This is a genomic window from Niameybacter massiliensis (assembly GCF_001282685.1).
GTDB lineage: Bacteria > Bacillota > Clostridia > Lachnospirales > Cellulosilyticaceae > Holtiella > Holtiella tumoricola.
Window position 1 is genome coordinate 2129754 of sequence record NZ_LN875035.1, and the last position, 25981, is coordinate 2155734.

38 protein-coding genes are annotated in these 25981 nt (G+C 33.1%); 4 read left to right on the top strand and 34 right to left on the bottom strand.

Annotation, left to right across the window (positions count from 1 at the left end):
- Positions 1–7: 7 nt before the first annotated feature.
- From BN2390_RS15540 to BN2390_RS15650, 25 genes are all read right to left on the bottom strand, one after another.
- Positions 8–967 carry an XkdQ/YqbQ family protein gene (locus tag BN2390_RS15540; RefSeq protein ID WP_053985227.1) on the bottom strand — a complete coding sequence of 320 codons (960 nt, stop codon included), beginning with the start codon at positions 965–967 and terminating at the stop codon, positions 8–10.
- Complete coding sequence (locus BN2390_RS15545; protein ID WP_053985228.1) at positions 967–1605, bottom strand: phage baseplate protein; 639 nt, start codon at positions 1603–1605, stop codon at positions 967–969. Before BN2390_RS15545 ends, BN2390_RS15540 begins: the two co-directional genes overlap by 1 nt.
- 9 nt (positions 1606–1614) lie before the next feature.
- Positions 1615–3678: a tape measure protein gene (locus tag BN2390_RS15550; RefSeq protein ID WP_053985229.1), complete on the bottom strand. Its 2064-nt coding sequence runs from the start codon at positions 3676–3678 to the stop codon at positions 1615–1617.
- Between the two features lie 160 nt (positions 3679–3838).
- Positions 3839–4303, bottom strand: coding sequence for an NAD(+)--rifampin ADP-ribosyltransferase (gene arr, locus BN2390_RS15555; RefSeq protein WP_053985230.1), 465 nt, complete (start codon positions 4301–4303; stop codon positions 3839–3841).
- Positions 4304–4593: 290 nt separating this feature from the next.
- Complete coding sequence (locus BN2390_RS22295) at positions 4594–4719, bottom strand: hypothetical protein (protein WP_278308273.1); 126 nt, start codon at positions 4717–4719, stop codon at positions 4594–4596.
- A gap of 26 nt (positions 4720–4745) precedes the next feature.
- Positions 4746–5135, bottom strand: a complete 390-nt coding sequence (locus tag BN2390_RS15560; RefSeq protein ID WP_053985231.1) for a phage tail assembly chaperone — start codon at positions 5133–5135, stop codon at positions 4746–4748.
- A gap of 46 nt (positions 5136–5181) precedes the next feature.
- Positions 5182–5622, bottom strand: coding sequence for a phage tail tube protein (locus BN2390_RS15565; protein ID WP_082238817.1), 441 nt, complete (start codon positions 5620–5622; stop codon positions 5182–5184).
- A 14-nt stretch (positions 5623–5636) separates the two neighbouring features.
- Entirely contained in the window at positions 5637–6686 is a 1050-nt protein-coding gene (locus BN2390_RS15570) for a phage tail sheath subtilisin-like domain-containing protein (protein WP_053985232.1), read from the bottom strand.
- Positions 6686–7153 carry a phage tail terminator family protein gene (locus BN2390_RS15575; protein WP_198524928.1) on the bottom strand — a complete coding sequence of 156 codons (468 nt, stop codon included), beginning with the start codon at positions 7151–7153 and terminating at the stop codon, positions 6686–6688. The genes BN2390_RS15570 and BN2390_RS15575 overlap by 1 nt, the downstream gene beginning before the upstream one ends.
- The gene (locus tag BN2390_RS15580; protein ID WP_053985234.1) at positions 7137–7532 is read right to left on the bottom strand and encodes a hypothetical protein; all 396 of its coding nucleotides are present in this window, start codon (positions 7530–7532) and stop codon (positions 7137–7139) included. The genes BN2390_RS15575 and BN2390_RS15580 overlap by 17 nt, the downstream gene beginning before the upstream one ends.
- Entirely contained in the window at positions 7532–7855 is a 324-nt protein-coding gene (locus BN2390_RS15585; protein ID WP_053985235.1) for a phage head closure protein, read from the bottom strand. The genes BN2390_RS15580 and BN2390_RS15585 overlap by 1 nt, the downstream gene beginning before the upstream one ends.
- Entirely contained in the window at positions 7855–8187 is a 333-nt protein-coding gene (locus tag BN2390_RS15590) for a head-tail connector protein (protein ID WP_053985236.1), read from the bottom strand. Before BN2390_RS15590 ends, BN2390_RS15585 begins: the two co-directional genes overlap by 1 nt.
- An 18-nt stretch (positions 8188–8205) precedes the next feature.
- Entirely contained in the window at positions 8206–8481 is a 276-nt protein-coding gene (locus BN2390_RS15595; protein ID WP_082238818.1) for a X2-like carbohydrate binding domain-containing protein, read from the bottom strand.
- Positions 8478–9761 carry a phage major capsid protein gene (locus BN2390_RS15600; RefSeq protein WP_053985238.1) on the bottom strand — a complete coding sequence of 428 codons (1284 nt, stop codon included), beginning with the start codon at positions 9759–9761 and terminating at the stop codon, positions 8478–8480. Before BN2390_RS15600 ends, BN2390_RS15595 begins: the two co-directional genes overlap by 4 nt.
- Before the next feature lie 28 nt (positions 9762–9789).
- The gene (locus BN2390_RS15605) at positions 9790–10392 is read right to left on the bottom strand and encodes an HK97 family phage prohead protease (protein ID WP_053985239.1); all 603 of its coding nucleotides are present in this window, start codon (positions 10390–10392) and stop codon (positions 9790–9792) included.
- Positions 10385–11638, bottom strand: coding sequence for a phage portal protein (locus BN2390_RS15610; RefSeq protein WP_053985240.1), 1254 nt, complete (start codon positions 11636–11638; stop codon positions 10385–10387). The genes BN2390_RS15605 and BN2390_RS15610 overlap by 8 nt, the downstream gene beginning before the upstream one ends.
- 7 nt (positions 11639–11645) lie before the next feature.
- Entirely contained in the window at positions 11646–13361 is a 1716-nt protein-coding gene (locus BN2390_RS15615) for a terminase large subunit (RefSeq protein ID WP_053985241.1), read from the bottom strand.
- A gap of 2 nt (positions 13362–13363) precedes the next feature.
- Positions 13364–13681: a hypothetical protein gene (locus tag BN2390_RS15620; RefSeq protein ID WP_053983817.1), complete on the bottom strand. Its 318-nt coding sequence runs from the start codon at positions 13679–13681 to the stop codon at positions 13364–13366.
- A 128-nt stretch (positions 13682–13809) separates the two neighbouring features.
- Positions 13810–14478: an HNH endonuclease signature motif containing protein gene (locus BN2390_RS15625; protein WP_053985242.1), complete on the bottom strand. Its 669-nt coding sequence runs from the start codon at positions 14476–14478 to the stop codon at positions 13810–13812.
- A gap of 1 nt (position 14479) precedes the next feature.
- Positions 14480–14974, bottom strand: a complete 495-nt coding sequence (locus BN2390_RS15630) for a hypothetical protein (RefSeq protein ID WP_053985243.1) — start codon at positions 14972–14974, stop codon at positions 14480–14482.
- A gap of 299 nt (positions 14975–15273) precedes the next feature.
- Complete coding sequence (locus tag BN2390_RS15635; protein ID WP_082238819.1) at positions 15274–15912, bottom strand: tyrosine-type recombinase/integrase; 639 nt, start codon at positions 15910–15912, stop codon at positions 15274–15276.
- A 15-nt stretch (positions 15913–15927) separates the two neighbouring features.
- Positions 15928–16683, bottom strand: a complete 756-nt coding sequence (locus BN2390_RS15640) for a DNA adenine methylase (RefSeq protein ID WP_053985245.1) — start codon at positions 16681–16683, stop codon at positions 15928–15930.
- Positions 16684–16767: 84 nt separating this feature from the next.
- Complete coding sequence (locus BN2390_RS15645) at positions 16768–17661, bottom strand: prohibitin family protein (protein WP_053985246.1); 894 nt, start codon at positions 17659–17661, stop codon at positions 16768–16770.
- Complete coding sequence (locus BN2390_RS22300) at positions 17658–17792, bottom strand: hypothetical protein (protein WP_278308274.1); 135 nt, start codon at positions 17790–17792, stop codon at positions 17658–17660. The genes BN2390_RS15645 and BN2390_RS22300 overlap by 4 nt, the downstream gene beginning before the upstream one ends.
- Before the next feature lie 299 nt (positions 17793–18091).
- The gene (locus tag BN2390_RS15650; protein ID WP_053985247.1) at positions 18092–18454 is read right to left on the bottom strand and encodes a helix-turn-helix domain-containing protein; all 363 of its coding nucleotides are present in this window, start codon (positions 18452–18454) and stop codon (positions 18092–18094) included.
- A 217-nt stretch (positions 18455–18671) separates the two neighbouring features.
- Between BN2390_RS15650 and BN2390_RS21765 the strand changes: the two genes are divergently transcribed.
- Entirely contained in the window at positions 18672–18827 is a 156-nt protein-coding gene (locus BN2390_RS21765) for a hypothetical protein (RefSeq protein WP_154668840.1), read from the top strand.
- A gap of 43 nt (positions 18828–18870) precedes the next feature.
- On the opposite strand, the gene BN2390_RS15655 is transcribed toward BN2390_RS21765, so the two are convergent.
- Both BN2390_RS15655 and BN2390_RS15660 read right to left on the bottom strand, forming a co-directional pair.
- Entirely contained in the window at positions 18871–19749 is an 879-nt protein-coding gene (locus tag BN2390_RS15655; RefSeq protein WP_053985248.1) for an SDH family Clp fold serine proteinase, read from the bottom strand.
- Between the two features lie 220 nt (positions 19750–19969).
- Positions 19970–20698, bottom strand: coding sequence for a hypothetical protein (locus tag BN2390_RS15660; RefSeq protein WP_053985249.1), 729 nt, complete (start codon positions 20696–20698; stop codon positions 19970–19972).
- 275 nt (positions 20699–20973) lie between these two features.
- Between BN2390_RS15660 and BN2390_RS15665 the strand changes: the two genes are divergently transcribed.
- A complete protein-coding gene (locus tag BN2390_RS15665; RefSeq protein WP_053985250.1) occupies positions 20974–21462 on the top strand; it encodes a hypothetical protein in 489 nt (162 codons plus the stop codon).
- 213 nt (positions 21463–21675) lie between these two features.
- Here the strand turns inward: BN2390_RS15665 and BN2390_RS15670 are convergent, their stop codons facing one another.
- The 7 genes from BN2390_RS15670 to BN2390_RS21775 all read right to left on the bottom strand — a co-directional run bounded on the left by BN2390_RS15670 (position 21676) and on the right by BN2390_RS21775 (position 24830).
- Entirely contained in the window at positions 21676–22188 is a 513-nt protein-coding gene (locus BN2390_RS15670; RefSeq protein ID WP_053985251.1) for an RNA polymerase sigma factor, read from the bottom strand.
- A gap of 107 nt (positions 22189–22295) precedes the next feature.
- Positions 22296–22589: a hypothetical protein gene (locus BN2390_RS15675; protein WP_053985252.1), complete on the bottom strand. Its 294-nt coding sequence runs from the start codon at positions 22587–22589 to the stop codon at positions 22296–22298.
- On the bottom strand, positions 22586–23509 hold the full coding sequence (locus BN2390_RS15680; RefSeq protein WP_053985253.1) for a ParM/StbA family protein: 924 nt from the start codon (positions 23507–23509) through the stop codon (positions 22586–22588). Before BN2390_RS15680 ends, BN2390_RS15675 begins: the two co-directional genes overlap by 4 nt.
- A gap of 126 nt (positions 23510–23635) precedes the next feature.
- On the bottom strand, positions 23636–24049 hold the full coding sequence (locus BN2390_RS15685) for a single-stranded DNA-binding protein (protein WP_053985254.1): 414 nt from the start codon (positions 24047–24049) through the stop codon (positions 23636–23638).
- Complete coding sequence (locus BN2390_RS21770) at positions 24042–24215, bottom strand: hypothetical protein (RefSeq protein ID WP_154668802.1); 174 nt, start codon at positions 24213–24215, stop codon at positions 24042–24044. Before BN2390_RS21770 ends, BN2390_RS15685 begins: the two co-directional genes overlap by 8 nt.
- 180 nt (positions 24216–24395) lie before the next feature.
- Positions 24396–24659 carry a hypothetical protein gene (locus BN2390_RS15690; RefSeq protein WP_053985255.1) on the bottom strand — a complete coding sequence of 88 codons (264 nt, stop codon included), beginning with the start codon at positions 24657–24659 and terminating at the stop codon, positions 24396–24398.
- Between the two features lie 18 nt (positions 24660–24677).
- Complete coding sequence (locus BN2390_RS21775; protein ID WP_154668841.1) at positions 24678–24830, bottom strand: hypothetical protein; 153 nt, start codon at positions 24828–24830, stop codon at positions 24678–24680.
- 118 nt (positions 24831–24948) lie between these two features.
- Between BN2390_RS21775 and BN2390_RS15695 the strand changes: the two genes are divergently transcribed.
- Together BN2390_RS15695 and BN2390_RS15700 are read left to right on the top strand one after the other, a co-directional pair.
- Positions 24949–25185, top strand: coding sequence for a hypothetical protein (locus BN2390_RS15695; RefSeq protein ID WP_053985256.1), 237 nt, complete (start codon positions 24949–24951; stop codon positions 25183–25185).
- A 125-nt stretch (positions 25186–25310) separates the two neighbouring features.
- On the top strand, positions 25311–25571 hold the full coding sequence (locus BN2390_RS15700; RefSeq protein ID WP_053985257.1) for a hypothetical protein: 261 nt from the start codon (positions 25311–25313) through the stop codon (positions 25569–25571).
- The last annotated feature ends 410 nt before the right edge of the window (positions 25572–25981 follow it).

Consider the following 25981-nt stretch of genomic DNA (forward strand, 5'->3'; position numbering starts at 1 on the left):
CCACCTCCTACTTTTCATCCATGATATTTTTAAAGTTTAAATTCAGCTTCATAATATGCTGGCCATTGGACCATGTATGTGTATCGCTATCAATATAGAATACGCCTGTTAGCCCACTGGCACTATCTTTAAGTTGAATACCATTCCCTGTAACACAATCAACATAGCCTAGTGCTGTAACATTAACAGTTTTTTGAACATCTACCAGCATTGATTGTGCAATAGTTTTAGCTTGCTTGTCTTTTTCTTTCGTATAAATATTTTGCAGTAATCCATACTTTTTGATCCATTCAGCATTTTCAACCATTCCAATAGCGTTACCTTTGCCATCATAAATGTGTACTCTATTCACCATGTTCTCAATACTTTCAGTATAGCCACTATCAATAATATTACTTTCGTCCGATAACATGAACGTACTCATAACAGCACCAATTTCTATAACGTCTAGTTTGCCATCTCTCATTTTAGCCATATACTTTTTATTATTCTGCTTACTTGCTCCTGTGTAGGCACTCATAAAAATATCATAAATATATTTGTTATTTGATTTTATATCTTGCTTAATTCCTGTCTTAACAATGTTACCTATAGGTATTGAGAAGTCATTGCATATGGTTTTAGTAATTTTTTCTGCTGTTTTCTTTTTGAAATTATATACCCCTCTATTTTTAATAGCGTATATTAAATGATCATAAGCTGTAACATTGACTGTACTTGCTTGCCCTGCCCTAGTATTTAAAAAAACAAACCCTTTAAATAATAGTTTTCCATCATCATTAAAGAGTTTTAATATGCTTCCGTTCTTAATATAAAGGTCTGGTATATTTTTATCTAACACACTATTGATTAAATCTATATCTAATCTTCTTGCAACTTGATTCTTACTTCCTGCCCAAGTTATTTTGCCTATATAATGCGTAATATCACTATATAAATCCTCTTGATGTAAATATACTTTTGGCATTAGATCAGCACCACCGTTCCTTTAATTAGGTCCATGCCCTTATGCTGGTCTACTTTATTCGTTTTTGCTATGGCATTGGCATTACTCATGCTACCAGTAGCTTTTTTCGCTATCGTATACATGTTATCTCCCTTTTGAGCTTTTTGTGTAGAAGATACAGGTTTAGTTTCTCTTTTAGTAGGTGGAACAATAACTTTAGTACCATTTGAAGTTGTAATCTGTGTAGGTTTAACTTGCTTTGTAAAAACATATTCCCTAAGTTCTAGTGTAAAGTAAACATCTCTAGTTCCATCTTGTTCTGAAAATGTAAAGTTCTCAATAGTCATGGCATAATTGATCGGTGTCTCTGTAATAATTAACCGGATAGGCTTACCTGAATCTCTCCACTTTTGAATCCTCTTTACACATTCATAAGGATTAGGAAACCCTGTATACTTGCAAAAATAATATTCTTGTGCCGGGAAAAAGCTTGATAAGGAAATGGATGCAAGGCCTTTTTTACCTATCAAATTTATTTCTCCTAGTGAATTTATATTGATAACCGTATTATTATGTCTTTGTGTTAGTTCAAATTCACCAGGTATAACAGGTAATCTTAATTGTTCTTCATTGTTGTTATATGATAAATAAAAATCCATATGCTCCTCCTATCCCATTGATGTATTCATTGAATGCTTTGCTAGATTCATATACAAAAGATTTGCTACCTTCTCGATATCGGCTTCTTCTCTTACAGTCATTGAAGCTATGTTAATATTAACTCCACCTGAAACTTTTGCATTATCTTCTTGATCTGCTTGAACTTTTGTTTTTATTCGTTCACCTTCATGTACACGCACAAGCATATCATTTCTTGGTACTCTATCTAATCCTGTTGCATATCCAGCAACTGCCTTAGTGTCTATACCTCCAAATGTATTTGTCCCATTACCTGTAAATTTATCTTTAAACTTTTGCACAAATGTTCCATGCTCTTTGGTGAGTTCAGAAACCTGTGGGGAATAGAGTCCAGATGCTGTTAATTTTTCAATAACACTTGCATAACCCTCAGAAAATTTCTCAGCCATCTTTTCTCCAAATATAAGATATTCATTATTAAGTGCTACATCCTCTTGTATGTTTTGAATAACATTCATTTGTGATTCTCTTAACTTCTGCATACCCTCGCCTTTTTGATAATTCACTTCGGCTTCTGTCTTTGCATTAAAGATAATTTCACCCATTTTGGCACCATTGCCAGCAGCTTCTGCTTCTGAGAATTCACTTGTTTTCATAGCATTATTAATAGCATCTACAATGCTTTTTTGATGTTGATTCTCTACATCTGCTTGAAATTCACCTATTAAATTATAAGCTTTTTCCATTTCTTCCCGCATGGGACCATTTAATATCCCTAGTTCTTTTTCAATGCCCTCTTTACGTTTTTCTGTATAACCTTTACCCATTGCACTATCTAATTGTGCCCATGAATCATTTAACGTAGATACCAAACCTGAGTAAGTTTCTGATTGCTTAGCCATATTACCTTCAAACTCTTTACCCATAGCCTCTACTATGATTTGAGAAGCTTTAGCGCCATCTATAGATCCTTTACTAATCATTTCATAAATCTGCCCATTGGATTTACCAAGTGCCTCTGCTAGATAGTCTATAGCCGGAATTGCCCTTTCAGAAAGTTGATTAATATATTCTAAGCTCGTTTTACCACTAGATTTCATACGACCTAACGCTGTTGCTACAACATTTTGTCCCTCTTTATCTATACCTAAGGCACTTGATGCATCTCCTATCTTTGTCATGAAAGGTATAATTTCTTCTTGCTTATACTTATAACTTAGTAATACTTTCGATGTATCTAATAAATCATTCATTTCAAAAGGTGTCTTTGCACTAAATTGTTGAATGTCTTTTAAAAACTTATCTGCATGCTCAGCCCCACCCAGTAATGTACCATATGAAATCATATCGGTTTCACGTTTTGCTGCTAGATCTCTACCATTTGTTAAACTTTCTTCTTGTTCACCTTCAAATTTTTGATAAATGCGTTGTACTTCTTCAGTAAAGTTTTCATCTTGCCTTTGTCGTTTCTCCGTTCCAGATGTTATGCCTCCAGCAAGTCCGCCTACTGCAGCTCCTATTGCGATACCAGCTGGTCCTGCTACTGATCCTAGTGCAGCCCCTGTTGCAGCACCCCCAACCACACCATTAATCATGCTACCTGTGTTCGCACCGAACATAGAAGTTATTTCTTGACTGATTCTTCCAGTAAAAGCATTTCCTATCATACCTGCTAGACCAGCACTCGCTATACTCTTCAACCAAGAAGACTGTTGGCCCTCCATTGTTTTATTAAAATTCTTGGACTTGTTCATATCATCCATTAGTTGCTTTTCCGCTTTACTTGCTTCTTTAGCTGCTTGTGATAACCTTCTGTACTCTTCTTGTAAATCTTCAAGAGCACGTTGCTTCTCTTTAAAAGCTTGTTCCGAACCTGAGACATTCTCTTTTACTGCTTTTTCAAGTTCCTTAAGCTCTTGCTTTGCTTTAGTCATATCAAATTTAACTTCAGTTCTTTTATCAAATGCTTGTGATTGTATTTTCCTATACTCTGATACATCTCTAGATAATCCACCTACAGACTTTCGCATAGATTGAACTGAATGTGTCAAATTATCACTGGCCTTAAATGCTATCGATACATCTTTACTCATTTTCTCCCTCCTTTCTATAAAAAAGAAGCACATAACCAAGTTATGCACTTCTTCTTATTTGTCCCTTTACAAGATTTAATTCATTTTTAATAAATAAAATAACTATCTTATCTATTAAAAATGAAAATTCTACGCAATACTAAATAGAATTATAACCACATCAATCATTGATTGCTTCTATCCCCAGTTTTTCTAATTTATTAAGGTTCTCATGCATATTTCGAATCAACTCTTCAGAATGACCTTCCCAATTCAAAACTTCGCCAATTACTCTCAATGGCTGCTTGGTACGGTAGGACCTAGTAGGATTCCCTGGAAACTTTTTATCTGTTAAATTAGGGTCGTTCTCAATATTACCTAGTGGTTCTACACAGTAGATTCGACCAGTAGCATCTCCTAATGCAAGTTCTGCTCCCCAAATAGCGGCATCCATTGTAGCTGTCAAATAGACGTAATTTGCTTTTTTTTGTTTGCCATAGTTGGATTTATATCCAGGTTCTAACAAATCACCTAATTTTAGATTGGCCTTTGTACCATGATAAAAAGGACCTGTGTCTAAAACGTTATTACTTTGTAAACTATTAAGTTCACCTGACTTTTCTTCATTTTTATTTTTGGCACTCATAAAACTCCTCCTAAATAGTTGCTAAGATTAATGATGTTAACCTCACATAATAGTCTGTATACGTTATCCTAGATACCAATTTTATCTTACTTTCTGAATAATTAACAGTCTGGTAATAATCTTAATATTATTATATAATAGAGATGGAGAGAGAGGAGTCACAATAGTGACTCCTCTCTTTAGTTCATTTTATTATTTTTTTGTAAACAATAATATATCCATTTCTTTACTTGAGCATATCATACATAGATTCAATTATCTTTAATTTCACATAACAGAACCTTTTATATCTATCTATTCTGTTGCTTACCTTCAATTTCTATTATGTACATTGCTCTTAAAATCTTAAGTTCACCGTCTGACATATTGTATACTTTGGAAGGCTCCCATCCATGCTTTACCCATGCGTAATACATGAGATTTGCTATTGTATCGCCTTCCTCTAGGAGTTTTTTACTTCTTTTACTACATCTCTTCCATATCCACTTAATGTGTTGATTTCTAAGTAAAGTGAGTATACTTCCCCTGGCTTTAATATTTTTTTAAGCAAGTCTTTCGGTGTATATACACCGAACTTATCCATTAATTCTTTGTTATTTAACCTCTTACCTTCTATTCTACACGATTCAATTACGGTATTATATTTTGTCTCTGAATGATTACTGCTGATTTCACCGACATGGTCAACCTGTTCATCTGTAAGTGCATGACACGTAATCATGAACTTTTCACCAAGTAACTCAGATAACCTTTTAATTTCATAGTCCTTCTTATTGTTTTCTTCAAACTTTTTTGGATCTGTCTCTAATAGTAAATCAATAATACTGCTCATATTGCACTCCTTTTATATGCGAATTTTCTCTTAACATTTGTTCCTTTTATTGTGGTTCAATCATATCTAAGTACTCCCAATCGGTAAAAGTAAAGTTCTGTGTAATGCTGCCAATTTGATTGGCTGTCCAGTCTGCAAGTGTAAGTGTACTAAACTGGCAATTTTTAAGTACGATACGTTCTGCACCGTAGGCGTCTGGATCATCTAATTCAGATATAATTGTAAATACTGGCGTTTTCCCTTTTTTAATCATATCTGATAATTTAATGGCCATACGTGAATTGGTCTTTGTCATGGTAATAGATCCATTACATGATAAACCACTTACTTTTTTATGTTCTGCCAAACTTCCACACATAGGTACATCTAAGTACTTTAACCCTACTTCTGCTTTTAATGCTGTTGCTTCACGCACAACATCGCCTTCAAGCGTTACTGTACCAAACGTCCCATTAATGGCTTTTCTTTCATCATATCCTTTATTCATCTGTGCTCACCTCATTAAATATTGAAATTAATATTAATATCTTCAATCGCATCTAAGATTTTAAATGACGATTCAATGAATACTAATTTTTGTGTATTCGCTTCTTTGATTTCTTTTTCTGACATATCATCTACAGGCTCACCTTTACCTTTTAAGTAATTAATCTGTGCTTCCATATCAATGCCCGTTTTAATATTTTCATCTAGCAATTCATCATTTCTAAGCGATTCTAAGTAAGCTTGAATAGATACAATTAAATTACACTTGTTACCATAGTTGTTAGGATATTTACCAATGTAACTATCTTGGCATGTTCTGTGAACATCTGAATAAATAAGGTCCATAATATCTACAATCTTAATAGACTGATAATCCTCACTCTTAGTTGCACCTACAGTTGTCAAGCTGTTTACTGCTCTACCTACTTTTACTTTTTCGCCATCATGGAAAATAATAAATTCTCCCGCATTAATTTTTTCATCTAATTCTGTTTTTGTAAACTTTGGCACATCGTCAACTTCTGATAGATGATAATAGGTAGCACTTTGTTTTAATGGCGTACCAGCTAATAGTCCCGCAATACGTGAACAATATTGTGCTGTTGTAAACGTACTCTTTCCTACTTCAATACCATCTGTTGTAAAGTTGATGATACCCTCGTGATCTGCTTTTGTATTTGGCAAAATAGCTTTTACTTTAATACCTTTATTATCTCTTAATCCTTTAATAAAAGTAGCAACCTTTGTTGCATTCTCAGCTGTAATATCATGCGGACCTACCACATAATCAAACTTAAGAGGCTCTAATGTATTCAATCCATTTTCAATAGTATCTGTTACAATTAGCACCACTCCCTTTACAGGCTTAATGCCTCCTAAGAATGTTCTTTCGATATATGCCTTGTTATCTTCTGTAAGTGCTTTTGGAATCTGTGTAGCATCTTCTAGCTTCGTTACGCCTACCTCACTATCTATAACAATAATTGCTACAATCCCACGATCACCACGTTTAATAGCTGTACTTGCTTTTGATTTAAACTGAATCAGTATATTTGGTAAACCCATTATACGATTTCCTCCTTGTTTATATAAATTTTCTGCATCATTTCTCTAGCCTGTTCTTCGTCATACTTAATGTCTATTAAGCCATCTTTAAACTTAAATAACATATTTGTAGTCAACTGGCCATCTGCTTCTCCAAATGAATACTCAAAGTTTAGATACCTATCTCCAACTTGAATAAAAAAGCAACTCAGAAATCCTCTAAGCTGCTCCATTACTTTTAATTTTTCTTCATAATCACTTATTCCATAGAGATCTTTATCACCAAAATAAATAATCTGCAAATCTAGTTTTACATCTTTTGTATACTTTGTTTTCCTGGTGTCGCTATTGAATACCATTCTATACAAAAAACATGGCGGACTATAATCTTCAGGTAGATTAAAATAATGTTCAGATTGTGGTACTTGTTCCCTAATCTTCTTAATGATTGCATAAATAACATCTAGTACATTAACCAAATATCTCACCTACCAAATTATTTATCATTTCTTCACCACTTCTTTCTAGTTCATCGGCCAGTTCATTGATTGCATTTCTATACATATGCTTTCCACTTACCCAGCCTACTACTTTCCCATTTCGTACAATCTTATGTCCATTTTCTATAAGATGCATATGGGGCGCTCTTAAGTGGTTACATCTAACAGCTACATAACCACCACCAGAACCCTGTACCTTTACAACGCCTTTTTTAAGATCGCCACTTTTTTCATCTACTGCTGCTTCAATATTTGCGATTACTTTTCTATAGAGTCTATCTCCATTTCTAACAATAAGCTTTTTTCTGGCTTCTGGAAATTCCTTTAGTAGCCTTTCAAATTGTTTGTCTAAACCATCTAATTCCATTAAATCACCTCAGTAGCTTTAATCTTTAGTGTTTCATTCTTATAAAGCACATTGTCAACGTGTACGATATTAAAAGCCCTACCCTTGTATATGATTCTGTCTTTTACTGTTAGGTCCTTGCATGATCCATACCGAATAATAAATACTACTGTATTTTCAGCATTATAGCTTTTGGCTGTCCAATATTCCTTGCCTGATAAGCCATTCATAGAACACCATATTGTTTTTAAATCATACCATCCGGCCTTAGTAATACCATTAATATCTTCTTTCTTGTCGGCTCTTTGGATTGTAATCCGTTTGTTTAGTTTCCCAAATTGCATTATACTACCTCTACGCTGACATTCTTAAGTTGAATAATAATACTTGTTAAGCTATGTTCTAGTTCTTTTGAAACAGTACCAGTTATTACTGTGCTTCTATTCTCGTACCAGCTACCAACTATCATAAATACCGCCAATTTGTATAATTCATAGTTGTCTACATCCTTTTTAACTACTTCTACTTTTATACCAGCGTTTTTTAAATAAGCGAATGCCGCTTTCATTTGTAGCGTGATAATACGATCATCTTCATTATCTTCTACTTTTAAGTATTCTTTCAAATAGTTATTTACTTCTATTTCTGGATCTATTGCTTGCTTTGCATCTTCCATATATCTACCTCTTCAAAACTATTCTTTAATGGTTATTTCAACATTACTCTTGCTTCCATCGTCCATAACAAACTCGATCATGTTGTGGCCACTTTCTAATGTCTCTAAATAAGTGCTTTCAAACTTAACGCTTTCTTCTGACGTTACATAGTTTCCTGTCTTATTAATTTTTTTACCATTTACATTGATAGTCTTAAGTTTCGCCCCATCCTTCTGATCCACTGTAAAAGCTACATCCTCCGGGGCATTCCTAGTGAATGTAGCTTGAATTGTTGGTATTACAGTGTTATCTATTTTTTTTTGATAATAACTAGGCCATTATCATCTGCCATTTTACCATCAACGATCATAAGTGATTTATGTACATACTTGTTTGCTTTTTCATCAAAATACTTCTTGTAAGACATTGCTAAGTTTGAGTTTAAGCAATATTCTTCTAGGTCCACTAATACGACGAATACATCGCCCGCAACTGCTGCATCAAATGACTTCATATATTCAACTGTTTCAACTAATCGACCATTTAAACGTTTTTCACCACGTTCATTGATTCTACCAAGACCAATTTTTTGTCCTGTTGTATCTGTCATTGCATTTAAGTATTTTTCCCATGTTTTCTTATTCATAAGATAAATACCTTTATCTTCGTACGCTTCAGGAATAGCACTCTCAGGTTCAGCCCATTTTTTAACTGTTCCAATTTCATCTAATGTCATTTCTACTGTACGTTCTGCTGGTGCTGTAATTGTAGTAATCCCTTTTGGTTTGCCTGTACCATCACCTGAAATAATTGCCGCTTCAATGGCTCTAATCATAGCAGCTTTAAGGCATTTGATGATTGTTGATTCAAATACTGGCAAGCTTACAACTGAACTTACAAGTGATAATGCAATTTTTGCTTCTAATAAGTGGTATCCAAATGAAATAGTTGCGTTTGCATCTGCTTTTTGTTCATCTGAAGATACTGTTTCACTTACCCATGTGGCAACTGGTTTTAAGTCTGATTTAGGAATTGAAACGCCGCCTTGGAATGATGTTTGTGTTACTCTTTGTAGGATTTTACCTTCTTTTGTAGCTTCAGTGATAACACGATTCATAATGGTTGTTGGAATAACTGCCCCGATGTTATCTGTTACTGTGAGTTGATCCGAACGCATTTCTTGAGTAGGTGCAAATTTATCTGGAATAGGTGTCCCTTTTGTTACATAATCCTTAAATGCATTACGATATTCTACTGTATCGAATATATCATCTGTTGTTTCTGTTGAACGTTGTGTGAAGTCTGCTGTTCCTAAAGGTGTGAACCCTGCTCCTGGTGTAAAGCTTCTTTGTTCTGACCCTGTAATTGGTTCAGCAACAAATCCATTAACAATATGTGTTCTTTCTGACTGGCCATCATCTAATGATCTTTGCTCTGCTGCTACTTCAATTTCTAATTCTTTGATTTCAATATCTGCTTTTCTAAGGTCTAATTCAATTTTATCAAGTTCTTCTTTTGTTTCTGCATTTGTAATCTTTGCTACTAAACTTTTTCTTACTTCTACTGCTTTTGCTAATCTTTCTGCTAATGTCATATGGTTTTACCATCCTTCTTTAATTTTTTTAGTTGTTATATTGGTACTGCATTTGTAACTTACGCTTTTGCAATTCAAAACTATCCTGTTTTGCTTGTAAGTTGTTATCCAACAACTCAAAGCTTCTTGCAAAAACATTTGTAGAATCATAAAACGGTGTATCCACAACGCTTACGTCATACAACTTTTTAATGTTTGTTACTTCACGATAGGTTTCATCATCTCCATAAGTCCACGTATCACCTTTATCTGCTACTGAAAAACAAAAAGACATACCATCAATCAATCCTTCCTGAATTGACTTGTATATGTCTTGGTTGCTTTGAGTATCTATTAGTTCAGCTCTTATCAAAAGACCTTTTGCATCCTTAATAAGCTGTAGGCTATTATTTCTAGTTCTAGCCATAATGCACCAGGTGTCATTATGATTGTATCTTAATGGTACATCTTTCATATCTGTATAATCAAGTGCACCTCTTTTGATAACTTCAGTAAATTTTCTGGTACCGTATTGATGTGTTGCTGGTTGATCGTAGACAATGGCATAACCTTCAATAATCATTTTGCCATCATCATTGTCAACTGCTCTGAACTCTATAAAGCGTTGTTCGCCTTGTAGCTTTTTATTCATCCTTTTCTATACCTACCTTTCCTAATTGATATTTATCTACTAACTCTACATTTGAATAATTTAGAGATTGTATTCTTCTATTTCCAGCTTCTGAAGGTGGTAATCCGAACATGTCGCATACATCATTTAATGATATTAAGCCTGTATTCGTAGCAAGTTCAGCTATCTTAATTTTGTTCTCTGTACTCAGATAGGACACTCTGTTGTAATAGCCTTTTACTCTATGCCCTACGTCTTGCTCTCTCTGTGAAAATAATGTGCTACTCATTGCTTGCTCAAGCTCTATGATGAAATCTTCTATACACGATTGATAGAAAGCACTATGCTGTTCCCCGTTATAGTCTCCACTAACAATGCATTCACTAATACCATAGCGTTCACGTAAGATAGCTTTTAAGAACTTGAATATATTTTCATTAACTGTAGCTGGCTTAATATTCACTGGCGTAAACTCTCCCGATAAATCAGTGGCTACAATACCAGCATTGCTACTAAAAATATGTTTTTCAAAACTATCTCGCTCAGCCGCTAGTTTATCAGCATCAATAAGTGATTTAGCACTGTATACGCCTGTAACCTTTAAACTTGCTTCTATAGACTTAGGCAATCCTTGTATAACTTGATCTAACACCTTAACTGACTTTAATAAGTCTCTCGTGTCCGGTGATCCGGAATCATCCCCACCGCCTATTATAGTATTTTTACCTCTTCGCCACTTTAAATGGATAATGTCTGCATAGGGTATGATGTCCCAGGTACCATCTTTCCAGTAGAATTTTATTTCCCATGTTTCACCTGTATCACCATTAACCCCTATTTCTATTTGAGTTGGGTTTAATGGATAGAATGCTGTATACTTCTTAAACGTCTTTCCATTAGCGCCTCTTACAAGCGTATATTGAGGATAGATGAAACAGTTATAATCTTTTCTTCTTAACCATTCACAACACGCTAAGAAGTCCTTTGTTGTCTGCAACGGGTTAGGTTGGAATCTAAATAACTTTGTAATATCGTCATTTTGTGGCGCTACACTGTCTATTTGTTGAACAACTGATATAACATTAATCTTACTGACTTCTGTCGCTATACGGTCAATACAGTTATTAACAAAGTCTGATAGATAAACATCTTTTCCGAACTCACTGAATACTGCTTGCCCATCGTTCATAATTGAAACTAATTCTTTATGTACCTTTTGCTGCTTATACTGTTTTAATAGCTTATTAAAATAATTTTCACCTAGCACCCACTTATCACCTCCTAATTCTGTCTAAATAGTCACTTTTAAACTTACTCAATGTTGCATAGGCTATGATAAACCCAAGGCTACCATCAATCCTGTTCTTACTTTGCCCTTGTACCTTAACAGGCATAATTAATCCTAAGTTATTGGTCTTATAGGAAGTATTCTTTAAACACCATCTGTCAATCTCATGGTTGTTATAGACAAGACGTTTCGCTTTTAGATCTGCTTCTACAATACGCATAGGTCCTGATAATTGTAAGAAGTCCATATTGATACGTTCTAATATGCCTTCTCCAAAATGACTGGCCATAAGCTTTTTAAAGTCTGTAGCGTGCCAGTTGTCATATCCTACTTTAAATGGCAGCATACCATAGTCTTTATAGAGGCTATAAAACCATTGAACAATATAGATAGCATCTACTTCGCTACCAGGGCAAACGGTTACTAACCCTTTTGCTGCCCAATTTCTATAGTTTTTCTTTTCAGGATTTAGGTCGTTATCTTCTAATATTGCATCTGCTTTTTCTTCACAAATGAAATACATTGTAAGGGTTTCCACCTTCATGGTTAATGGATCTATAAATAAAGCTTTGGCATTACATAAGTCTGTCGTCTCTGCATAATCTAGTGAACCGATATACATCTGTCCTCTATACTTCTCAGGATCAAAAAATTCTGTATTGGTATATTCAGCTTCAGATAGCCATGCACTTGAGGCATTTTGTTTAAGATTAAAGTCTTTAGCTAATACAAAGGCTCTTGTACTATTATCCGTTTTGGCTTCATCAATCATTTGCCTCATGAATGACCATTTCTTAATAGTCCCTATGCCCGGATTACTCTTTGACCATGACTTTTCATCTTGCCAAACTTCCTCTTCACTATCTTGTGTGTAAAGCCAAATAAGCCAACGTGGCCTATCCAGTTCACCTTTTAATACTTTTCTAGCATCTATAAGCCTTTTATCTAGATAGCCATCATAAGTAAACCCTTCTGTTGTTAATTCAAAATATAGGGGTTCATCCTGTGTAGAAAGTGCCTGACGAATAGGCATGACTGTTCTATCATCGACCATTTCAAATACTTCATCTACTGCACCAATCCCTATATTCCTACCTTCTTTAGCGCCTGTTTTAGCTGATAGCTTTCTGATATTACCTTTATTTTGATAGCTAAACTTTCCTTTTTTGGTCTTTTGTTTTGGATTGCCAAAATAAATCCCTTTTATATTTTTTCTTGTACACTTCGCAAGACTTCTACTTTCTTCACGCATAGAGTTGATAGCCTGGAACATTAGATCTGCTTGCTCATAGTCATTACTTGCACAAAGCACCTTTTTACCTTCTTCACCACAAAACCATTCAGACAAGCATATTGCTCCTATAAGTGGTGTCTTACCATTTTTTCTTCCAACTAAAAAAAGTATGTCTTGATATTTCCTAACATACTTCCCTAATTCTTCATCGAATATCTTAATCGCAAATATAGTTTCTATAAAAGCCTTTTGCCATAACATAAGCTTAAATGGCTTTCCAGCATGGGGCGCTTCATAATGCTTACATTCTTTTTCTATGAATTGTATCCGCTTATCTGAAGCCTTGTAATCTTTTTGGACAAATGGATTGTTCAAGTCCTCCATAAGCATTTCTAACTGGCTCATTAACTCCTTGCCTATAATACAATTTCCTGATTTACATTCCTTGTAATATGCTTCTATCCACATCTTTAATCCTCATAGTCTGATAAGTCATTATCATCATCTTCAATGTTCTTACCTAATATGTTAGATAGCTTTGCAATGTAGTTTAGATAGTTGGCTCTTACTTTTATAATCATTTTTGATACCGGAAGTTCTTTTTGCATAGACGGGTTCTTCGTGCTAACAGCTACCAGGCCACTCTTTTTAACAATCTCGTATAGATCATCCAACTCAACTCTTAATCTAGCAGCTTCCCAAATGGTCCCATCTATTAATTCAAGTTGCTTTTCATCTATTCCAGTAAATAATGCTTTGATTCTTTCGTATTCTTGTTTGACTTCCATGTGAATCACTCCTTTTTCAAACGTCTTTCAAACTTTCTAAGAAAAAGTCAAATTTTTAGTGTGTGTGTAAATCATGTAGCCACCCGGTTCCCGGGTGTATGATCCTCTGAAGTACCCTAGGGGGGATATTATTCTGTGTATTCATCAAACCATTTGTCAATGTACTTGCACCATTGACCGCCTCTGCCACTAACAACTAATCTTTCATAACATTCTTGTCTGCTAGCATCACAATAAATAAGCTCTGCATTTAATTCTTTCTGCAGACGTTCTCTTTCTGCTTTACTCGGATAGCCTCCCATAATATAAGCATCGTACCAATTACCGTATCTTGTCTTAATCATGTCTAAGATCTTATCTCTTATACTAAATACATTGAATCTTAGGTTATTAGGATTGTGATACATCTCCTGGCCACTAATGCATTGATAGATACTATCTAAATCAAGTATTAAATCACCGTACGTAGAAAGTTGATTGACTAAAGCACGTTTTCCACTTAAAGGTGGACCATAGATAATATAAATCTTTCTTGCTGATTTGCCCTCAAATCTTCTATGCTCTTTGTTATGGCAATCACTACAGATAATCTCTATATTGATAGGATTAAATACAACGTCTAGATCATGAACATTCTGCTCCGTTAATTCTATCTTGTGGTGTCCTACTAACTTGGATGTATCTAGGCATACCTTGCTACATCGTTCACACTTTGGCGTACGTTCTACTATCAAGTTATGACGTAACTCTCTCCATTCTTTTGACGTATAAATACGTTCTGCAAACTCTTGTGCCATGTTAAAACTCCTTTGCCTCTGCTTCTTTCTTCCTTAGTTTGAGTGTTTCTCTGTCATTCTCAACCTTATGAGGATTGTCTTGCCATGCTTTTTTTGCCCTGTTCTGTAGGAAGAACTTAGCTGCTCCTATGTCCGCTGGTACATGCACAATCTCTTCTGCCATTACTACTGTTTCCTTCGTGCACTTCTTGCCATCTTTGTTGTAGTAATCTTCCTTTACCTTGATAGGCGTCTGCTTCGTGTAGTTATATCCTTTTGCTCTTTCAAACAATGAAACTTCTACAGATTTAACCTGCTCTTCTATTACTTTCTTTCTTGTATTAGCGCACTGTTTCAAAACCGCTATAAGCGCTACATTTTGCTTCTTTATCTTCCTAAATGTAGATTCTCCGATTCCGAGACATTCTGCCATTTCTTTTTGTGGCATTCCCTGTAACGCCCATTCCTCAATGGTTTTAAGGTTCTGCATCACTCTTTCCTCTGCCGAATCTGCCACCTTTTCACCTCCTAATTTTGTAGCGTTTTCAAGTCGAGACGCTATTTATTTTGAAAAATGTTGCACAAAAAAAGATTTAGATGCATTTTTTTGATGTTTCACACTAAATCACTACCTGTGCTTTATGTATCAAGGCTTTAAGCCCTATTTTTTTATATTTTAAAATGCACGTTATAACTAAGGTCTATTGCATTTTATAAAACCTTGCCTAGCCTTTGATTTCTTTGACTTTTTATACTTTCTAATTTACTACTTGCATCTCATAACTGAAAATGATGCATTTAAAAAATTCCTTCCTATTAAATGCGATTTTTCTTTCTCCTTTCAGTTAAGTTATCCATTTTCTTAATAGAACGCTTTCTAAGCACCTTATTAAGTCCTAAATACTTAGCCGTTTCAGTAGGTGATACGTGCCCAGCATAATTCTGTGCTTCAGCTAAGTCATTATCTTTTTCATAGACCATCGTAATACTAGTCTTTCTAAGAACATGTGTAGCCATATCATAAATCCCTACTGCAGCACCTGCTGTTTTTAACCTTCTATTGGCTTGTGAATAAGATAGAGGTACATTTCTATCTCTAGGACTTGGAAATAAGTATTCACTATTTGATTTACCGTATGTATACTCTTTAAGTATTCTTTTTAAATCCGGATGTATATCTATCTCTCTTGGAGGCTTAGGTTGTCTTGGTCTTTTCTTGCCTTCTTTTAAATCGTTTTTATGCAACCTACTCAGATACTTTGTTTTGCTCTCTTCAATTACAAGTGTATCGCCTCTTACATCCCTCACCGTTAGCTGCAAAACATCACCTATTCTAAAGGCTGTGTAAAGCATAATAGATGAAAGAACATAAATCATTATGTCATTTTCTTCTAAGTAATCTAATAACCTAAATAATTGCCTTTCATTATCTATGGGTTCGGTTCTTCTTCCTATGCTCTCACAACCTTTCTAATAATTTGTAATGATTAGTTCTCCATACTCTTTCCTAGCCTTTTGTTCTTTGGCTATTGAATAGGATACTTGTACTTCTTCTATGTTAAAACCTTTGTACCATTCTCTTACTTGAGGATGGTCATTGATTGTAACCATAAACTTACCTTTTATCTGAGATAATGTATCCCTTAACAAAAGATGTTCTTGCTCTCCAAATTCATTACCATAACCTGCAGTTTCAAAATAAGGTGGATCGCAAAAGAAAAAGCTGTGAGGTCTATCATATCTTTTGATAATATCCTCAAAGCTTTTATTCTCAACATATGTATTTCTAAGTCTTTCTTTTATATTACCTAGCACATCTTGATAAAATATCTGTGGCGCTGGCTTACTTGTTGTTCCATAACCAAAGGTCTCACCCTTGCTTGCAAAGCTTTGTGAGATAAGATAAAGAAAACGTACTGCCCGTTGAATCTCGGTAAGATATTCAATAGTACAGCGCTTATATTCCTCAAACATATCTCTTCCTGAGAACTCATACTCTAATACTCTTTCTATCTCTGGCGCATGGTACTTGATGATACGAAACATATTTATAAGTTCTTTATCAACGTCATTAATCACTTCAACTTTACTAGGCTCTTTTCCAAAGTATACCCATCCTGCTCCAAAAAATGGCTCTATGTAACAAGTATGCTCAGGTATTCTTTCTAAAATAGTCTTTCTTAATTTTGATTTTCCTCCCATACGAGGTATTGGTGGTTTCATCATTTGTTATATTCTCCTTTACAAAACAGTTTTTGATTGGGTTATTACACACCGTTTTGAACAAGGATTTTCTTACTATTTCATTGCCTATTCACCTATTTTAATAATTGGTATTGATTCACTTTGTACCATAGGCAATGATCCATTCCATTTTTGAAGTTCTTTTAACCTTAATACCTTTTCATCCAATGATTCAGATACTAATGTATTTGCTTTTTTCTCAGCCTCAGCTTTAATAATTTGTGAATCTGCATTTGCTTTAGCTTTGATTAGCTCAGCCTCTGCCTGGGCGTTTGCTTCTACAATTTTCTTTTCTGCCTCAATTTTCACCTGTTCAGCTTCAATCTTTTGTTGCTCTAGCTTTTGTTGTGCATCTACTTTTTGTTGGATGGATAATAATGTGTTTTCATCTGGTTCAATTCTTGTAAAGTTAAATGTCTCTATGACAATTCCATCTTCAACTAATGTTTTAGATAATTGCTCATATACCTTTTGATTAAGTTCTGTACGCTTTTCTCCGTATACATCCATAACACCGTATTGGCTAGTTACTTCATTTGCTACCGATTTAATACGTGCTCTAATATATGTATCTTCAATTTCAGTTGGTGACTTACCTCTCCACTTTGTATATACTTCATCTACTTTGTCTTGATCGTATCTATAACTTAATTCAACATCAACATTGACTGGTTTGCCATCTTTAGTTGAGATATTAAAGCTATCATCACCTTTTGAACCTTCTACCTTATCTTTTGAAAGATACATTGTTTCAGTTGATACTGGATACTCTGCAACATGTTCAAATGGGCTAATAAAATGCATACCCTGGCCTAATACCTCTCCTGTCACGCCACCATTTAAGCTATAAACAACACCTGCATATCCTGCTGGTACCTTTTCTAAACATGTAAATGTTGCTACTGCTGCACAAACTAATAATAAAGTTAATATACTTGCTCCTACTTTTCTTGCTTTCATCTCTCATTCTCCTCTTCTTTAAAGAAATTAATAATGCTACTTATAAAATTGCCTACATGATCTGCTGCATAGTAGATAAGTAGGCCTAACATAATAGCCAATCCTATGAATACTATAAAAGCTAATGCCATCCTTTCACCTTTCTATAATTAATCTAAAAACAAAAATACACCTAGCAATATACTAGATGTATTTCTGAAACGGATATTTGATAGGTTGCCCTATCTTTTTAATATTGGGGGAATTAGGATGAACTCAATATTTAGGATGATTTCTTTCGTTCACCCATTAACATCTTAACATGTAAAACAGGTCAGTAGCAGGTCAACATCAGGTCAAAACAGGTCATAATCGGGTCAAAGTAGGTCACAAACAGGTCACGATTTTTCGCAAAAAAATAAGGTGAGATTTCTCTCACCAAATGATATTTTTATTTACCTTTAATATCCTTTTTATCAATTTCAATTAAAAACTCTATTATTTCTAAAAGTTTATCTAAATCTACCTCATCAATAATCTCTATGAATTTCTTCACAGCTAAATACTTTAAATCATTTATATTATCTTCTCTAATATTCTTTATGCCTAATAAATCGTCCATAGAACACTGAAAATATTGTGCGATATATCGTACTAATTCCAAACTGGGCATTCTTTTATCATTTTCACACAAAGATAAGGTCGCTACATTAATAGGATACTGAAATTTACTAACTAATTCATTTACTAGTTGCTCTTGTGTTAACCCTCTTTGCAACCGCAGTTCTTTTATTGTATGTCCAATACTATTCAAACCTATCACCCCTTTATATTTATCCACAATTAATTTACATTTTAATGATTTACTTTATTATTTATAAATTTTTCACCACATTTATTTTTTATATGGTATTATCATACTAATATTAACTCAATCATATATCACTCTAACTGGATAAGTATATTTATTTAACTTATTACCAATACTTATACCATACATTTTATAATTTATAATTAAGGAGATGTATACTATGAACATCCAAGATATCCAAGCATTATATGACAAATTAAATATCAAATATGATAATAATGAGTGCTCAAACTTTACCATTAATAACTTCCAGTATCCAAGTGCCTATGAAAATGTGCCTACTAAAACAGCCATTAATACTAACGACAATTATTAAATACAAGAATTTACACAAAAATAAAACACTCTCATAGAGTGTTTTATTTTTGTGTAATAATATAAGGCATTCCTATATTACTTTCTATAATTTTTATACACCCTGTATTAGAAAACGTATGCGTATATGCATGATGAAGGCTTAGTACTAAATCTTGGAGATTCGCATCTTCCTCTAAATCTTCAATCTTTAACCCTAAATTTTTACAAAAATCAACATTATAATGTCTTGAATGATTTTTAGAATTTTGATTTTCATTTAAGCTATTTACAATATTTTGTATCGTTGATACCTTATATTCATCCTTAAACATTCCAGTCTCAAGCCATCCAGTTACCAACTCTGATGACAGTTTAATAGCATTATCACATTGTATAACAAAAGCTGGAGGGTATTTATTTAGTTGCATACTCCAATAATTAACATTTACACCTTTGTCTAAATCTTCCTTGGCTTCTTGAAATTCATTAATAATATTATATGCTGGTATTCCATTGATCTGTGGATCTATTGGGCCTAAATTTGAATGTTTTCCCATTACTATTGTTTTACATGCAAGTGAAATCATGGTCCCTGCTGACATAGCCATTTGTGGAATTATTGCTCGTATATCATCCCCAAATTTACTTCTAAGATATGCTACTATTGATTCTGTAGCCGTTATATTACCACCAGGTGTATGTAAAATTAAATCTAACCCTTTACTAGGATCCATCCCATTTAGACAATTCATAAATCCACACATATCTTGATCATTTATAGAAGTATTTAAATCATTTAGCCCATTTAAAAAACATGAATAATATGCTATAGTATTTCTTCCTGTATACTCTGATAATCTCTCTAAATACTTGTGTCTAACTATATCAAGTTTGCTAGGTTGTTTTTGAATCTCTTCTAAAATTTGACTCCAATTTGGCATTTCTATCTCCTTTTGTATATTTGTCTTAACACATTTTATCATATTTTATACAATACTACAACTTTATCTGATTACAAAAGAATATATTATCTATTTAATAGATAAATTTAATAAAATCAGTATTTGGTCAAAAATAAAGGCTAAGTCCTAAGACTCGCCTCACTTAATTTTCTATTAAATAACTATTCTATATTTCAAAAAAGATATGCTATATGTACATCTAATAATAATACTCCCATCTCTCTACATCTGACATTTTATATACCTTTATCTTTACTGCAACATTATTACCAATTCTTTCTTTAATCTTTAGAACGTGTGAATTTATCTTAACATTTTTATATCTAGCATCTAATACTTGATTATTTTTAAGAAATATTTTCATTTTACTAGGGTATTTAATTTTTACACCATTATAAAATAGCATATATATTAATAAACCTATTATTCCTATTCCGGTAACCCATTGAAACATTTGTAAATTAATTAAAATACCAATATAATTTACTGCAAATAATATTCCTACACCTCTAAACATATTTTTTATTTTCTTTTCCATTTTTACATATATGTATAGTATATTTACCAATACTTCAGATAGTATTATGTATATAATAATAATCCCTATCCATATAATTTCTTTATTTAAATTTTCGATAAATTTTATATGATATATTAATAATACAGCATATATAACTACCAGTATAAGTGCTGCTATAAATATACCTATTATCGCAAATATATAATATATAAATATCGCTCTCTCTATCTTGTCATTTTTTTTATTAATAATTACTTTTATATCACACAAAAATAACTTTTCACCATCTAGAATATTTTCTTGTATTGGCTTAAAAAATATACCTACTAATATTCCAATTATGCATATGCCCCCTAGATATTCACCTGGTATCATTTCTAATAATGGTTTTATAAATGTTGATAACATATTATCTTCCCCCTTTAATCTTAGTTTAAAAGACTATTAGGGCATTTTCAAGTATATCTCTCTAGATACATATCTCTAAATAAAGATAAATCTATGTAATTTTTTTAAATCTAAAAATTTTTTTAATGTGTCCTAAAATCATAATTTGTTTCGTTATGTAAGTGTAAGTGAATAAGATGATAAAAATATAAACCATATATAACAGATGAAAATAATTTCAAAAAATCATCATTCATTACATAAAAATATATATGAAAATAAGGGAGGATTTAAAAATGAAAAAATTTAAGAAAGTTTTAGTTTTAGGATTAACATGTTTAACTTTATCAAGTGTAATGATACCTGTACTTGCAAACACACCTCTAACAATTAATTTTGTAGAGAATGAAAAACTATCTAGTGAAATAATTATAATGGATGGAAATCGATTATATGATAAAAATGAAATACAAACTAGAGATATTGTATCGGATGTTTTACATCGTGATGCAGATGGTGATACTAATGGTTCATTTAGTGTATCCGATCCAAAAATAAGAATTTTTATAGATAATACTGATGGTAATAGCTCTGTTGAATTCACATTACGCAAAGCAGGTAATTCATCTCATGGAGCACAAACATGGCCTAAAGTAACTGTTTCAAAAGGTAGCAGTAAAACAATAGAACTTACATCAGGGGCAGGAAGTTATTCTTATTATTTATGTGCGACAGATGGTTCTCCACTGTATACTGGTATAAGAGTTCGTGAAATGCAAAACTAAAATAATATAAATTCATAAAGCAATAAAATGAATAAAAGAAGACCGCTAAATTAGCGGTCTTTTTTAGAGAATATATTCGATTAAATTATGTTTTGTTCAGTTCATTTGGATAATGTCATGGCGCATCTCAATACAGTAACAGCTATTCTGAACATAAAATTTTTTTGGGGTTATTTAAGATTTTAAAGAATGCAAAATCATTTCTTTTTATTTCTATTCCCCTACTACCTGCCCTAAATAAATATCTCTAAATAGAGGCAAGTCTATGTAACTTTTTTGCCCTGCCAACTTATCTGCTAACGCTTTAATCCCTTCTTTTGCATATCTTTTACATGTTGATTCACTTAGTCCAACTTTCCTTTCTGTGTTCGCCCATGTATACCCTTCTAGAAACTTTAAAACTAATACCTCTCTCCATTCTGGCTTAATCTCTTCTAGTCCCATGTCAATGCGATTCACATAATAACTTAATGCTTCTATCTTCTCTTCAAGATCTAGTTCAAGTTGTGCATTCTTGATTGCTATCTCTTCTACCTTAGATGTAACTTTATTGTTCTTCGCTGGTATCACATCATATCTAATCCCTGTTACTCCTGTTTCTCCCTCAACTCTGTTCTTACGATTTTCCTTTAATCTCTTTAATGATTTTATATTTGACTCTAGCATATCCTTATTAGCTTTGTATTCCTCTAAACATTTCTTTGTCTCTTGTAAATAATCTTTCATCCTAATCCCTCCTATTAGTCAAACTGTCATTTGTTTGCTTGAATAAGCACCAAAACACATGAAATAAACTATAAAAATTTACTTCATGTGTGCTGGTCATTATTCAATTAGTCCTCATCAAAGAAGCTTGCAGCCTCAACTAAATCATTATCCTCTTCTTTATCCTCGTGTTTCACTTGAAGTATTGGCTGAAAATCTTCAAGATACTTCTTAACAATCTTTTCTATCCTGGTGTCCAAGTCTTTTTCACTTGTTAATACTCTCCTTTCTTCCATCATTTCTTTTCTAATACAGTAACGGATAAATTCTGATTTATTCCCATTACATTTAGATTTCACATACTCATGTAGCTCTGGATCATTATCAAATCCGACTGGAACGATATCTCTTGATTTGCTCACTTAAACTTCACCTTCCCTATTTCAAGAAACCCTGCAACATTTGTCCATTGTGTTTCAGCTACTGTCTGCACATGTGGAATTATTTCTTTAAGTGCATCTTTAACCAATAGGCTTGTCCCACCAGTAACAACGATATCCATTAAGTCTAAAGGAAACTCCTTCTTTAAGTCTGCAACAACTTCTTGCACATAACCCCTATAGATTTCACTTAATGCCTTTTGACTTTCTAGTTCAATCTTCCCTTGATATTTAATGCCACCATTTGAAATAATATCCTCTATATCTCTTGAAGTAAGCCCTCGCTTATACATTGCTTCAAATTTCCTCTTAATCATTGCTTCTATATGCATAGACCCTTGATTAGTTGTCATCATCGAACTTGGTTGAGGTATAAGGTTGTCATAAATGCCAAAGTTCATATTCCTTCCACCCAGATCTATAACACCCACTCTCTTCTCTATAAAAAGTTCTTTATTGGTATAAACTACTCCTGATGATTCTGGCATAATTAAAACCCTAGTAAATTGGATATTTTGAAACTTTCCATCTACTACAAATTTCTTTGGTTGCTCTTTAATATTCTCTTGAAATGCTTTGCGATTTTCTTTGCTCAAATAAATATTAGTAGGACATCCAATAACAGCTGCTATTTCACCTTTGCATCCTAATCTATGTGCTGCTGTATAAATAGCTAGCTTGTGAAGTAATGTGTTCTTTTCAAGGCTATAATCTACTTGCTCGCCTTGGTCTCCAATAATATATGTATCTTCTTCATAAATCACTTTATTGCTATTCCCAGTTGCTTCAATATCTAGGCTGGATGTAAGTTGTGTACTCTTTGTTCTAAATAGAGTTTTCTCTCCACTTGCTCCTAACCCCTTTGTTGCATGCTTTCCTGCATCAATTGCTATTACTTTCATCCTAATCCCTCCAAATTTCATAATTTGTATTACAATGTATTACTTGTAATACCGTTTCATCTTCATATGTATTACAATGTAATACATTGTAATACATAACCATGCTTTAACTGCTTAAAACACATTCTAGAACGGTAAGTCATCATCTTCTTCTATATCTGGTGTTGGGCATTCACTTAATGTTTGAGTATTACTTGAAGTTGGCGTCCCTTCTTCAACTGATTTCTTACTCTCTGCAAAATGTTGCTCTTCAACTACAACATCAACTGATGTATGTGTGATGCCATCTTTATCCCATCTATTCGTTTGAAGTCTGCCTACTACTGATACCATTTGGCCCTTCCTAAAGAACTTCTCTGCAAATTCTCCAGCTTTACCAAATGCTACAATATTGAAGAAGTCAACATCTGGTTCTCCTTGTTTAGCAAATGGCTTTCTAACAGCTAAACCATATCTTGCTACGGCAACTGGATTCGCTGACAGTGAGTAGCGCACTTCTGGATCACGTGTTAAGCGTCCCATTAAAATCACTTTATTCATGTCTAAACTTTCCTCCTATTATGTACTCTTGAGATCTCATCTTTTTTCTATGTTGGTAATCTGCAAATGCTTTATCAAACATCCTGCGTTGCTCTTTTTGTTTAAGCTCTTCAGCGCGCTTCTGTTTTTCAATGACTTGTGCTGCTATCCTTTGTTGTGTATTCATCGTTATACCCTCCATACTTCTAGCCAAAAGTAAATTTTATTCAATGTCTTGAATACATCTTATTAATTTTATACATAATAATTAATGGATCTTATACTTCATGTAGTTAGCACCATTTGTTGATTCATCCTTATGGAATAGCCTAATTTTTCCCTTATAGGCTATTCCATGAATTTCAAACTACTTTTCCAAATGTTTGACAATTTCATCATATATTTTATTAGCATCAACTTTTCCTCGTGTTACTTCACAATTTACATTCGCTACATACTCTTGTGGTTGATTTTGTTTCTCTAATATATATTCCAACTCATTGACTATAGGGTTACACATTACAACCTTATATCCTTCTTCCAACAAATTCTCTAGCTCCTTGTATGCCCTATTTTCATTTCTTACCATTCCCACCGTGTGATTAGTTCTTACTACTTTTTGATTTCCCATTGTTTTCTCCTCTCAAAATCAATTTTTATTAAATGCTCCACCAACTAGTCCAATCATTGCTATCAATATGTAATAATGACTTGTTGTTAATTCTATATTCATAAAAGGCTGGATTACTTCTAGCATCATAATATCCACATCAAACCATGTTAAAATCCATGCTACTAGCAACCCTCCTACAAATCCATCTAATATAAATTACACCTCCCAAAAACATTTTTTATTTAGTTCCTCCTATACATTGTGTTATACTAAAGTTCTACATAGTCCATAAAATAGGGGGAATTTTATGTCTAGTTTTTTACTCACCGTTGGTATTATCTTAATCTCTTTGACTCCATTAGTAGGTAATATATTATTACCAGCTATTGGTATACTACTTATAGCATTATCTACTGTCATAGAGAATCAAAAAACACTTATAAACAAAAGTGATATAATTATAGAACACTTAAAATTAAATCGTTCTCTATTACAAATCCAATCTGATAATTCTAGTAGTAATACGTCAGATAATGAAGTTTAGGCTATTTAAGTACCATCCATTGGATGGTATTTTTTATTAAAAACTGATTTTATTAAATTGTCCTTCTCAAACAATTATGTTAATATTTATACAAACATTAATTATTCAAAAAAGGGGGACTACTTATGGATATTAAATTCAAACACTTATGTGGAACTATAATTGCCATCTACATTACAGGTCTTATCTTACTGTGTTTAGGAGTTGGAAGCGGTTCTGATATAGCTACACATTTAGCCATATTCTTAAACCTTCCACACATTAACTCCTATCTATTTCTAACTTTAGTTGTTTATACCTTAGTAATTACTGGCTCTATACTTATATTATTTTCTTTTGTTTTAGCTATAATCATCTTCATTAAGCATATAAATATCAAATTTTAATGGAGTATAATTTCACTTTAAGGGATATTTACACTATCCCTTTTTAACACCCTTCTCTACAAAAACTAATTTTATTGTCATACATACTATATTCTTTTATAATAGAACCTGAATATATTAAAAAAATAAAAAGGGTGGTTGCTCTGCTAAAAATAAATCTATTTAAACATTTTTTAACATGCTTATTTACTAAACCAAAAGATAAAAGACTTAGCAAAATTTTCTTCTATTACTTTTATACCCTAAACCTTATATGGGGGTTAATTGGATACATTTATAATTTATTTGTAGGAGTTGGATTTTTAGTAGCTACTAGTAACCTATTGCTATATGCCATACTCCTGCATCTTTTTAGACTTGATGTAATAATCAAGTTCTTTAAAGATATAAAGAAAAGTAATAAACCATGA